General features: G+C 61.6%; 10 protein-coding genes and 1 pseudogene. 7 read left to right on the top strand and 4 right to left on the bottom strand.

What is annotated here, in order from left to right:
• Window positions 1-67: 67 nt before the first annotated feature.
• A complete protein-coding gene (locus PMI38_RS24155; protein WP_008100019.1) occupies window positions 68-1,384 on the bottom strand; it encodes a nucleotide sugar dehydrogenase in 1,317 nt (438 codons plus the stop codon).
• A gap of 863 nt (window positions 1,385-2,247) precedes the next feature.
• Entirely contained in the window at window positions 2,248-3,030 is a 783-nt protein-coding gene (yaaA, locus tag PMI38_RS24150) for a peroxide stress protein YaaA (RefSeq protein ID WP_008100018.1), read from the bottom strand.
• 137 nt (window positions 3,031-3,167) lie between these two features.
• Here yaaA and PMI38_RS24145 point away from each other — a divergent pair, with 137 nt between their 5' ends.
• From PMI38_RS24145 to moaE, 5 genes are all read left to right on the top strand, one after another.
• Window positions 3,168-4,295, top strand: a complete 1,128-nt coding sequence (locus PMI38_RS24145) for a polysaccharide deacetylase family protein (RefSeq protein ID WP_008100016.1) — start codon at window positions 3,168-3,170, stop codon at window positions 4,293-4,295.
• A 281-nt stretch (window positions 4,296-4,576) separates the two neighbouring features.
• Entirely contained in the window at window positions 4,577-5,971 is a 1,395-nt protein-coding gene (locus tag PMI38_RS24140) for a PhoH family protein (RefSeq protein ID WP_008100014.1), read from the top strand.
• Window positions 5,972-6,170: 199 nt separating this feature from the next.
• A complete protein-coding gene (gene moaC, locus PMI38_RS24135; RefSeq protein ID WP_008100012.1) occupies window positions 6,171-6,641 on the top strand; it encodes a cyclic pyranopterin monophosphate synthase MoaC in 471 nt (156 codons plus the stop codon).
• Window positions 6,641-6,886: a MoaD/ThiS family protein gene (locus PMI38_RS24130; RefSeq protein ID WP_008100010.1), complete on the top strand. Its 246-nt coding sequence runs from the start codon at window positions 6,641-6,643 to the stop codon at window positions 6,884-6,886. Before moaC ends, PMI38_RS24130 begins: the two co-directional genes overlap by 1 nt.
• 2 nt (window positions 6,887-6,888) lie before the next feature.
• Entirely contained in the window at window positions 6,889-7,335 is a 447-nt protein-coding gene (moaE, locus tag PMI38_RS24125; RefSeq protein ID WP_008100008.1) for a molybdopterin synthase catalytic subunit MoaE, read from the top strand.
• A 130-nt stretch (window positions 7,336-7,465) separates the two neighbouring features.
• Here moaE and rhlB read toward each other — a convergent pair whose 3' ends face one another.
• Together rhlB and PMI38_RS24115 are read right to left on the bottom strand one after the other, a co-directional pair.
• The gene (gene rhlB, locus PMI38_RS24120; RefSeq protein WP_008100006.1) at window positions 7,466-8,929 is read right to left on the bottom strand and encodes an ATP-dependent RNA helicase RhlB; all 1,464 of its coding nucleotides are present in this window, start codon (window positions 8,927-8,929) and stop codon (window positions 7,466-7,468) included.
• Window positions 8,930-9,030: 101 nt separating this feature from the next.
• Window positions 9,031-9,687, bottom strand: coding sequence for an alpha/beta hydrolase (locus tag PMI38_RS24115; protein WP_008100004.1), 657 nt, complete (start codon window positions 9,685-9,687; stop codon window positions 9,031-9,033).
• A gap of 333 nt (window positions 9,688-10,020) precedes the next feature.
• Between PMI38_RS24115 and PMI38_RS24110 the strand changes: the two genes are divergently transcribed.
• A complete protein-coding gene (locus PMI38_RS24110) occupies window positions 10,021-11,049 on the top strand; it encodes an amino acid ABC transporter substrate-binding protein (protein ID WP_008100003.1) in 1,029 nt (342 codons plus the stop codon).
• Between the two features lie 67 nt (window positions 11,050-11,116).
• Window positions 11,117-12,133, top strand: a pseudogene (locus PMI38_RS24105) (amino acid ABC transporter permease); the annotation flags it as partial.
• Window positions 12,134-12,140: the final 7 nt, after the last annotated feature.

The raw sequence follows: 12,140 nt of genomic DNA, 5'->3' as shown, positions 1-12,140 counted from the left end.
ATCCGTGGAGAATTCTTGTGAAGAAAAGGGCGACGCAGTGGGGAGGCTGCGTCGCCCGGCCGAGGGCTTACCAGCAGATGCCTTCGGTACGGCTGGTGGTGCAGGTCGGCTTGCTCATGAAGCCGACCAGGTCGATCACCTGCTTGCCTTCCGGCGCTTGCTGGGCAAGGGCGCGGAACTGCTCGTCACGGTTGCCCAGGACGATGATGTCGGCGTTGTCGATGACCTTCTGGAAGTTGGCGTTGAGCAGCGAGGACACGTGGGGAATCTTCGACTCGATGTACTCTTTGTTCGCCCCGTGAACGCGGGCGTACTCGACGTTCTCGTCGTAGATGTCCAGTTGGTAGCCCTTGCCGATCAGGCGCTCGGCCAGTTCCACCAGCGGGCTTTCACGCAGGTCGTCGGTGCCGGCCTTGAAGCTCAGGCCGAGCAGGGCGACCTTGCGCTTGTCGTAGGCTTCGATCAGTTCGAAGGCGTTCTGCACCTGCGACTCGTTGCTGCGCATCAGCGAGTCGAGCAGCGGGGCACGCACGTCGAGGCTGGCAGCGCGGTAGGTGAGGGCGCGTACGTCCTTGGGCAGGCACGAGCCGCCGAAGGCGAAGCCAGGGCGCATGTAGTACTGCGACAGGTTCAGCACCTTGTCCTGGCAGACCACGTCCATCACGTCGCGGCCATCGACACCGACGGCCTTGGCGATGTTGCCGATTTCGTTGGCGAAGGTGACCTTGGTGGCGTGCCAGACGTTGCAGGTGTACTTGATCATCTCGGCCACTTCGATCGGCTTGCGGATGACCGGCGCGTCGAGTTCTTCGTACAGGCTCTGCAGCACGTCGCCGCTGGCGCTGTCCAGTTCGCCGATGACGGTCATCGGTGGGTGGTCGTAGTCCTTGATCGCGGTGCTTTCACGCAGGAACTCAGGGTTGACCGCGACGCCGAAGTCGACACCGGCTTTCTTGCCCGAGCAGTCTTCGAGAATCGGGATGACCACGTTCTTGACGGTGCCAGGCAGCACGGTGCTGCGCACCACGATGGTGTGGCGGCGGGTGGTGTCACGCAGCACGTAGCCGATTTCGCGGCACACTGCCTCGATGTATTCCAGGCCCAGGTCGCCGTTTTTCTTGCTCGGGGTGCCCACGCAGATCATCGACACGTCGCTGGCGCGGATGGCCTCGGCGAAGTCGGTGGTTCCACGCAGGCGGCCGTTGGCGATGCCTTGTTGCAGCAGTGCTTCCAGGCCAGGTTCGACGATGGGCGACTTGCCCTGATTGATCAGGTCGATCTTGGTGCTGGACACATCCACACCGATCACGTCATGGCCTCGCGCCGTCAGGCAGCCTGCACAGACTGCACCCACATAACCCAAACCAAAGATGCTGATACGCATCGCTATCACCTCATGTGTTTATCACGCCAGCTCCTTCGCAAAGAGCCGGACTGGGTGGATTAACAACAATTTCAAGGCGCACGGATCCATGGCAAATGCACACTTCGCCGAGCGCAGGCATGAATAAGTCCGGAGCGCACAAAGTTGTGCACTCAAAGTTGGCAGTAATAGGCCAGTAATTAAAAGGCGTGCCCTGTAATGCAGCCGTCTTTATTGCAAAGCGCTACTTGGCGCGTTGCTGTGCTTGTTTTTTCAAGTGGATAAATCCTTTGAAATCAACCACTAGGACGATTTGTAAGGGGCGCGTCTCCTCCATGGACAGTGCAATCAGGGTAATCCGTTGCGCCTGTCGATGTACTCGGGGCGGGCAGTGGATTACTGCCAGTTGTCATCTGTAAGTCATCTCTCACACCGGGGGCATGAAATTCGTTACGGCACTATGAGCGATAGGTCGCAGGAGAAGTTCCAGGCTGGGTTGCGGGTGCATGAAAGATTTCTAAATATTTTTTCAGTGGCAAATACTTTCACTTTGATAGCACAGGCAGGGTTCACCCCTGTATATAAAGGGCGAGACTGAAGGGGGATGTTTTTATGCCAGCATGCAAAAAATTTTTTCAAAATTCGTCAAAAAACTACGAACGGTCTTATGGCGTTTGGCGATAAAGGGATGGGTGGTGGTTTTTTGGCGTCACGAATATGACGTGGTGGCGATTTGAAGTGTGCCCTGTTGCGGGGCGGGGAAGGTAGGTGTAACTGCTGGCCTCTTCGCGGGACAAGCCCGCTCCCACAGGTATCCCACCTTTTTCAGGTTGAGTAGAGAGTCTGTGGGAGCGGGCTTGTCCCGCGAAGAGGCCCTTGCAGGATCACTCGGCGGTGGGATGATCGCGCAGGAACACCAGGTGATCAGGCTTGGACTGCTCGGCACTGTAGAAGTAGCCCTGCACATCGAACTGCTTGAGCTGCTCCGGGTCGCCGATGCGCTCCTGAATGACGAAACGGCTCATCATCCCGCGAGCTTTCTTGGCGTAGAAACTGATGATCTTGTACTGGCCGTTCTTCAAGTCCTTGAAGTCGACGTTGATCACCCGACCCTTGAGGGCGCTGCGTTTCACCGCGCTGAAGTACTCATTGCTGGCCAGGTTCAACAGCAGGTCATCGCCCTGGTCGGCCAGTGCCTGGTTCAGCCATTCGCTGATGCGCGTGCCCCAGAAGGCGTAAAGGTCCTTGCCGCGGGCGTTGGCCAGCTTGGTGCCCATCTCCAGGCGATAGGGCTGCATCAGGTCGAGCGGACGCAGCAGGCCGTACAGACCCGAGAGCATGCGCAGATGCGCCTGGGCGTAGCTGAAGTCGGCGTCGCTGAGGGTCTCGGCATCAAGCCCGGTATACACGTCGCCCTTGAACGCCAGCAGCGCCTGCTTGGCATTGGCCGGGGTGAAATCCGGTGTCCAGCTGCCGAAGCGCGCAGCGTTCAGGCCGGCGAGCTTGTCGGACAGGTGCATCAGTTCGCTGATCTGTGCCGGCGACAGTTCGCGCAGTTGCTGGATCAGTACCTGCGAGTCATCCAGGTATTGCGGCAAGGTGAAGCGGTCGGTGACCGGCTTGGTGTCGTAGTCGAGGGTCTTGGCGGGGGAAATCACCGTCAGCATCGGGTCGGCTCCTGGAATCGTTGCCGGGGATTCTACGGACTGGGACCGGCCACGCCAAACTATGGCGACAATAGACACAGACCATCGGCAAAGCAGGCGCTATAGTGCGCGTTTTCGCTGTCACGGAGAGACCGATCGTGCGCATTGCCGGTGCCTTGCTGGCCTCGCTGTTGAGCCTGGCCGCCCAGGCCGCCCCCATTCACCCGGCCAGCCTGGACCGCAGCCTGTGGCCCGAGCAATTGGACAGCCCGGCGCTGTTCGACGTCGCTTCGCGTGCCGAGATCCTGTCCTTCGCCCGGGTGCTGCATGAAAGCGAACTGCTCGACGACGGCGCACTGGCCGCACGCCTGGGGCTGCGGCAGGTCAACCTGCAGAAGATTCGTGCGGTACGCGCGCGGATGTGGCAGCGCTTGTGGCAAGGTTATCAACAGGCCCAGCGCAGTTGCACGGAGGATGCCTCGTTCTGCTATCCCGTGCAGTCGATGGCGGAGTTGCGCACTCAGGCGGCCACGTTCGCTACAGATGTAGGCACGTTCTATACCGGATGGATCGAGCCGAGCCACCAGTTCCATGTGCGTTACCTGGATGAACAGCTGCGCAAGGCGGCCCTGTTGCCGCAGACGAGCAGCGAGGTGGAGCGTCTGTCCAGCCGTGAGCGAAGTGGCGATGAACTGAACGACCGCATGTTCCTGCTGACCTTCGTCGGCGGGCCCGGCTCCGAAGGGGGGAGCACGGACGGGCTGGCTGACTACCTGCGCAAACAGAAAATGCAGGGCACCTTCTTTATATTGGGCAACCGCTTGCAGCAGCGTCGTGATGCCGGTGCGGCGGGCTCCCTTGGCCAGCTCTACCAGGGGCAATGCGTGGGCATTCAGGGCTGGGAGTATCGTTCCCATGCGCAGTGGAACGGCTGGCAAGACTCGATCAAGCGCGCCCAGGCACGCGTCCAGGCCGACCTGGTGGACCAGTATGTGCCGCTGTTCCGCCCGCCCTATGGCCAGCGTCGTGCCGATGGCGAAGCATTCATGGCCAGCCAGCAGTTGCGCGTTTCGTTATGGGACATCGATGCCCAGGACGACACGGCGCTCACCGCCGAGGCCTCGGCCCAGCGGGTGGTGACCTTGATGTTGCTGTGGCGCAAGGGCGTGATCCAGTTCCATGACACCCTGCCCAAGGCGCAAAGTGCAGTGGACTGGCTGCTGCACAATACGGCGCAGAGCGGCATTGGCTGGGAAGATTGCCGAGAATACGGCGATCAGAAGTAGTGGGTCCGAACTCTGACTGTAGTCCTGTCTGCCGCCACCGCCAAGGCCTGTTCGTCATTCGGAAAAATAAACTTCACCGGTACGTAAAAAAGCTTTTTTCGGTCATCGTTTTTGCGGTATGAAGAAAGCAGACAGCCGATTCCTGCAGCACAGGTGGCGTCATCCAGGCCCACCTTGCCAGGTTCACTTCCCGCCCGTAGCAACGCGGATACGGGAGGACCGGCAGTCACTCTGCGGCGTAACAGAAAGCGCCGTGTGGCTTCGACATAAGGTGACCGAGTATGGATGACCAAGGACGCAACCCTTCCTCCAGCAAGCCAATCCTCTATGTGCTCGATACCAACGTCCTGATTCACGACCCCAACGCATTGCTCAACTTCGAGGAGCACCACGTCGCCATACCGATGACGGTGCTGGAGGAACTCGACAAGCTCAAGACCGGGAAACAGACCATCGCCGCCGAATGTCGCCAGGCCATTCGCCTGATCGACCAGACCCTCGGTGACGCTTCGCCCAGCGATGTCGAGCAGGGCGTGCCGATCCAGCGTGGCAAGAGCGGGCCCAAGGGTTACCTGTCGATCCTGATGAGCCCGCGCAACGAACCCAGCAAGCTGCTGCCGGAAAACCTCAACGACAACATCATCATCAACACCCTGCTCGAAGTACGCAGCCGGCGCGCCGACCTGGACGTGGTGCTGGTTACCAAAGACATCAACATGCGCCTGAAGGCGCGCGCCTGCGGGATCGCGGCCGAGGACTACAGCACCGACCAGCTGGTCGATGACGTGTCGTTGCTGTCCAAGGGCTACCACTCGGTCACCGGCTCGTTCTGGGACCGGGTCAGCAAGGTCGATACCCGCCAGGAGCGCGGCCGCACCTGGCATCGGGTGCAAATGATCGACAACCTGCCAGCCGTGCACGTCAACGAGTTCATCATCGACGAGCAGGGTTTCGTCGGCTGGATCAAGGGCATCCGCAACGACGAACTGCTGCTGCTCGACCTGCACCAGGAGCCGCTGCTGCACCAGGAAGCCTGGGGCCTCAAGCCACGAGACATCCATCAGAGCCTGGCGCTGTTCGCGCTGCTCGACCCGGATATCCACCTGGTCAACCTGACCGGCCCCGCCGGTTCCGGCAAGACCATCCTGGCACTGGCCGCGGCCATCGAGCAGACCATGGTCAGCAAGCGCTACCGGCGCATCATCGCCACCCGCAGCGTGCAGGGGCTGGACCAGGAGATCGGCTTCCTGCCGGGTACCGAGGCGGAGAAGATGGAGCCTTGGCTGGGCGCTATCACCGACAACCTCGAAGCCTTGCACATGGATGACGAAAGCACCCATGGCAGCGTCGAGTACATCCTCGAAAGGGTGCCGTTGCAGTTCAAGTCGCTGAACTACATTCGCGGTCGCAGCTTCCAGCAGAGCCTGATCCTGATCGACGAGTGCCAGAACCTGACCCCGCACCAGATCAAAACCATCATCACCCGTGCCGGTTCCGGCTCCAAGGTGGTCTGCCTGGGCAACCTGGCGCAGATCGATACCCCTTACCTGTCCGCGACCAGCTCGGGCCTGACCTACCTGACCGAGCGCTTCAAGGACTTCCCCCATGGTGTGCACCTCACCCTGCAAGGGGTGCCACGCTCGGTCCTGGCCGAGTACGCCGAGTCGCATCTGTAACCCCACTCGCCGGGCGGTGCGCCGCCCGGCCTCTTCGCGGGACAAGCCCGCTCCCACAGGACATCCACAGCTCTCAAGAATTGTGGTGTACCTGTGGGAGCTGGCTTGCCAGCGACAGGGCCTGTCCTGCCTACACATTCCGCTGCTCAAACCTGACCCACAGGTTTAAACTCTGAGTTCCCTTCACAGGAGCAGAGCAGTGCTGACACATCTTGATTCCCAGGGGCGCGCCAACATGGTCGACGTCACTGAAAAGGCCGTGACCGCGCGCGAGGCGATTGCCGAGGCGCGCGTGCGGATGTTGCCGCAGACCTTGCAGATGATCGTCGAGGGCGAGCATCCCAAGGGCGATGTGTTCGCCGTGGCGCGCATCGCCGGCATCCAGGCGGCGAAGAAGACCAGCGACCTGATCCCGCTGTGCCACCCGCTGATGCTGACCAGCGTCAAGGTCGAGCTGAGCGCCGAAGGCGAGGACGTGGTGCACATCGTCGCGCGCTGCAAGCTGGCCGGGCAGACCGGCGTGGAGATGGAAGCCCTGACCGCCGCCAGCGTCGCCGCGCTGACGATCTACGACATGTGCAAGGCCGTGGACAAGGGCATGGTCATCGAGCAAGTGCGCCTTTTGGAGAAGCTCGGCGGCAAGAGCGGCCACTACAAGGTGGAGGCGTGATGAAGGTCAAGGTGATGTATTTCGCCCGTTACCGGGAGCTGCTGGGCCTTGATGCCGAGCGTCTGGAAGGGGACTTCAAGGTGCTCGACGATGTGCGTCAGGCGCTGGTGGCCAAGGGCGGGCAGTACGCGGTGCTGGCCGAGCAGAACCTGATGTGCGCGCGCAACGAAGAGCTGTGCAGGCTTGATGAAGCGTTGGAAGAGGGCGATGAGGTGGCGTTCTTTCCACCGGTGACGGGAGGCTGAACATGTCGGTACGTGTGCAGGAAGGGGCGTTCGACCCCGGTGCCGAGGTCAATGCCATGCACGATGCCAATGTCGGCGTCGGCGCGGTGGTCGGCTTCGTCGGCTATGTGCGTGATTTCAATGATGGCCGGGAAGTGGCGGGGATGTTCCTCGAACATTACCCAGGCATGACCGAGAAGGCCCTGGCCAAGATCGTGGTCGAGGCCGAGCAGCGCTGGCCGTTGCTCAAGGTCGAGGTGTTGCACCGGATCGGTGCGCTGGAGCCGGGCGAGCCGATCGTCTTCGTCGGCGTGGCCAGTGCCCATCGGCAGGCGGCGTTCGATGCCTGCAACTTTGTCATGGATTACCTGAAGACCCGGGCGCCGTTCTGGAAGAAGGAGAATACCCAGGAGGGGCCGCGCTGGGTGGAAGGGAAGCAGAGTGACCAGGATGCGGCGGAGCGCTGGTAGGTCAGAAGGGGATGGCCGGGGCTAAGCCCCGGTTCGCGGGGCAAGCCCGCTCCCACAGGTGTCCCGCTGCCCTCGGGTTCAGTAGAGAACCTGTGGGAGCGGGCTTGTCCCGCGAAGGGGCCAGCATTGATCAATGATGCTTGCGCGGCACCGGCTTCAATAGCTCGTCAGGCGGCATTTCACACTTGATCTTGCGCCCCAGCAGCTCTTCGATCGCCGGCAACTGGTAGGAGTCATCCTCACCGGCAAAGCTGATCGACACACCACTGCTGCCTGCACGGCCCGTACGGCCAATGCGGTGCACGTAGTCATCCGGGTCTTCCGGCAGGGTGAAGTTGATCACATGGCTGATGCCATCGATGTGAATCCCGCGCCCTGCCACGTCAGTGGCCACCAGCACGGTGATACGGCCTTCGCGGAAGTTCTCCAGGGTACGGATGCGCTTGTGCTGCGGCACGTCGCCGGACAGTTGCGCGGCATTGATGCCGTCGCGGACCAGCTTCTCTTCGATGCGCCGCACTTCGTCCTTGCGGTTGGCGAATACCATCACCCGTTCCCACTTGTTCTGGGTCACCAGGTTGTACAGCAGCTTGTACTTGTCGCTGCCGGCCACCGCGTAGACGTGCTGTTCGACGGTTTCGCTGGCGACGTTTTCCGGTTCGATCTCGACGATGGCCGGGTTGGTGGTCCACTGCTTGGCCAGGTTCATCACGTCTTCGGTGAACGTAGCGGAGAACAGCAGGGTCTGGCGTTCGCTCTTCGGCGGGGTCTGGCGGATGATCTGCCGTACCTGGGGGATGAAGCCCATGTCGAGCATGCGGTCGGCTTCGTCCAGCACCATCACCTCGACCATGTCCAGGTGCACCTCACCGCGCTGGTTGAAGTCCAGCAGGCGGCCCGGGGTAGCCACCAGGATGTCGCAATGGCGGGCTTCCAGGGCCTTGAGCTGCTTGTCGAAGTCCATGCCGCCGACGAAGCTCATGACGTTCAGGCCGGTGTACTTGGTCAGGGCGACGGCGTCCTTGGCGATCTGCACCACCAGCTCGCGGGTCGGGGCGATGATCAGCGCGCGCGGTTCGCCCATGAAGCGTTCCTTGGGCGGCGGCGTCTGCTGCAACTGCGAGATGATCGAAATGAGGAACGCGGCAGTCTTGCCGGTGCCGGTCTGGGCGCGGCCGATGGCGTCCTGGCCACGCAGGGTGTAACCCAGCACCTGGGCCTGGATCGGCGTGCAGTACGGGAAACCGAGGTCGTGGATGGCGTGCATCAGCTCGTTGGAGAGCTTGAAGTCATGGAAGCGGGTCTTGCCTTCCTGCGGCTCGACCACGAAGTCTTCCGGCTTCCACAAGCTGGCCTGGGGTTTGGGCTTGCGTTCGCGGCGCGGTTTGTCCTTGGCCGGTTTCTCGGCGGCCGGCGCGGTAGCGGGCGTTTCGGCCTGGGCGCTGGTGGTAGTGCCGTGGGGAGGCTTGCGCTGCGGCTCGGGCTGAGCCTCGGGTGCCGCGACGGGGGCCGGCGGCGTGACGCTGGCAGCAGGAGCGACGGCCTGGGGCGCGGCGTCTCCCTTGCCGAATATTTTCTTGAGTGCCTTGAGCACGATCGTCTCGTCAACTGGTTAAGGAATGTACGCCCGGCAGTGTAAAGCAAGAACCGGGCGCGGCGTAGCGGAATACTCCCACAACTACAGGCGAGCCTTGCTTATTGCAACTGCTTGCTCAACCAGTCGTGGATATCGCTCAGCTCCTCGACGGCCACTTCATGTTCCATCGGGTACTCGTGCCAGCGGGCGGCGACGCCCCAGGTATTCAGGTATTCGAAGGCGGTACGGCCCATGGCCGGGATCACTACCGAATCGTGCACGCCGTGCAGGCACAGGGCCGGGGTGCGCTGCTGGCAGGCGCTCAGCTGGTGGCTGTCGGTGAAGGTCGGGGCGTAGGTGGACAGGGCGATCACCCCACCCAGCGCTTCCTGCCACCTTATATAGGCGGTGTGCAGCACCACGGCGCCGCCCTGGGAGAACCCCGCCAGGAAGATCCGCGACAAACTGATGCCCTTGGCCTGTTCAGCCTTGATCAGGTCGATCACCTGGTCGGCCGAAGCTTCGAGCTGCACTTCGTCGATGGCACGGGCCGGGGTCATGGCCTTGATGTCGTACCAGCTGGGCATGGCGTAGCCGCCGTTGATGGTCACCGGACGGGTCGGTGCCTGGGGCATGACGAAACGTGTGCTGAGCAGGCGCTCCTGCATGAATTCGGCAACGGGTAGGAAGTCGTAACGGTCGGCACCCAGGCCGTGCAACCAGATCACACAGGCGTCTGCGGTTTTCTGCGGTTCGAGAATGAGCGGGTGGGTCATGACTGCTCCGAAAGTGTGCGTGCTTTGTTATTAAGTGCGTAAAAAAGAGGCGCAGGAATTAATTGTCGGAAAAAGAATGTCGCAACGATACAAGTTTCACTACTTGACGATTGCTTAATCGCTCCAGCCTTCGAGTGTGGTACGCGCTTTGCTATGAAACCCTTGATACGAAGGGGCAAACCCAGACGGTAACACCCTTTGTACGCGAAGGCTGTCATAGAACGGCCCATTGCGCCAATTGACCCAATAACAAGCCAACTCGGGTCGGATGCGCCTCAAAAGGGTGCGGTGCAATTCCGGCTCGGTACAACAAGAGCGATTTGGAGGTTGTGAATGAAGATGCTGAAAACCACCCTGGCAGTCCTGACCGCTGCCGCCGCGCTGGGCGCCGTGAGCACTGCCCAGGCCGGCGCCACGCTCGATGCGGTAAAGAAGAAGGGCTTCGTCCAGTGTGGCGTGAGCGACGGTCTTCCAGGCTTCTCGGTACCTGATGCGCAGGGCAAGATCGTCGGTATCGACGCCGACGTCTGCCGCGCCGTGGCCGCCGCTGTGTTCGGCGACGCCACCAAGGTCAAGTTCAGCCAGCTCAACGCCAAGGAGCGCTTCACCGCCTTGCAGTCCGGCGAAGTCGACGTGCTGTCGCGCAACACCACCTGGACCAGCTCGCGCGATGCCGGCATGGGCCTGGTGTTCGCCGGCGTCACCTACTATGACGGCGTTGGCTTCCTGGTCAACAAGAAGCTCGGCGTCTCCAGCGCCAAGGAACTGGATGGCGCGACCATCTGCATCCAGGCCGGTACCACCACTGAACTGAACGTGTCCGACTTCTTCCGCGCCAATGGCCTGAAATACACCCCGATCACCTTCGACACCTCCGACGAAAGCGCCAAGTCGCTGGAATCGGGCCGTTGCGACGTGCTGACCTCGGACAAGTCGCAGCTGTTCGCCCAGCGCTCCAAGTTGGCTGCGCCGACCGACTACGTGGTGCTGCCGGAGACCATCTCCAAGGAACCGCTGGGCCCGGTGGTGCGCAAGGGCGACGAGGAGTGGTTCAGCATCGTCAAGTGGACCCTGTTCGCCATGCTCAACGCCGAAGAGGCGGGCATCACCACCAAGAACGTCGAGGCCGAAGCCAAGTCCACCAAGAACCCGGACGTGGCCCGCTTGCTCGGCGCGGATGGCGAGTACGGCAAGGACCTCAAGCTGCCCAAGGACTGGGTAGTGCAGATCGTCAAGCAAGTCGGCAACTATGGCGAAGTGTTCGAGAAGAACCTGGGCCAGAGCACTGACCTGAAGATCGACCGTGGCATGAACGCCCTGTGGAACAACGGCGGCATCCAGTACGCGCCACCTGTGCGCTGATGGCTGCACCCTGCGGCGGCATCCCGCCGCCGCAGGCTGTTCGAATCCCTACTGTCCGGGGCACTTCATGCAAAATCGAATCGGCGCACAAAAGGGGCTTACCCTGAGCGATCCACGTGTGCGCGCGTGGCTGTTCCAGATCCTCACGATCATCTTCGTGGTCGGTCTGGGCTGGTACCTGTTCCACAACACCCAGACCAACCTGCAACATCGGGGCATCACCTCCGGTTTCGACTTCCTTGAGCGCAGTGCCGGCTTTGGTATTGCCCAGCATCTGATCCCCTATGTGGAGTCCGACAGCTATGCGCGGGTGTTCGTCATCGGCCTGCTCAATACCCTGCTGGTCACCTTCATCGGCGTCATCCTGGCGACCGTCCTGGGCTTCATCATCGGTGTGGCGCGGTTGTCACCGAACTGGATGATCAACAAGCTGGCGACGGTCTATGTAGAGACATTCCGTAACATTCCGCCGCTGCTGCAGATCCTGTTCTGGTATTTCGCCGTGTTCCTGACCCTACCGGGGCCACGGGGCAGCATCAATATCGACGACACCTTCTTTATCAGCAACCGTGGCCTGAACATGCCGGGTGCCTCCATGGCCGAAGGCTTCTGGCCGTTCGTGGTGGCACTGGCGCTGGCACTGGTGGCCATCGCGGCGATGCTGCGCTTTGCCAACAAGCGCTTCAACGAAACGGGCGAGCCCTTCCACAAGTTCTGGGTAGGGCTGGCGCTGTTGCTGGTCATTCCAGGTGCCTGCGTGCTGATGTTCGGCAGCCCGGTGCACTGGGAAGTCCCGCAACTGAAGGGCTTCAACTTCGTCGGTGGTTGGGTGCTGATTCCCGAGTTGCTGGCGCTGACCTTGGCGCTGACTATCTATACCGCGGCGTTCATCGCTGAAATCGTGCGTTCCGGTATCCGTTCGGTCAGCCATGGCCAGACCGAAGCCGCCCGTTCGCTTGGCCTGCGCGAGGGCCCGACGCTGCGCAAGGTGATCATCCCCCAGGCCCTGCGGGTGATCATTCCGCCACTGACCAGCCAATACCTGAACCTGGCGAAAAACTCATCGCTGGCCGCCGGTATCGGCTAACCCG

This window comes from Pseudomonas sp. GM84 (assembly GCF_000282535.1).
Lineage (GTDB): Bacteria > Pseudomonadota > Gammaproteobacteria > Pseudomonadales > Pseudomonadaceae > Aquipseudomonas.
This window is presented reverse-complemented; position numbering and strand designations above follow the sequence as displayed.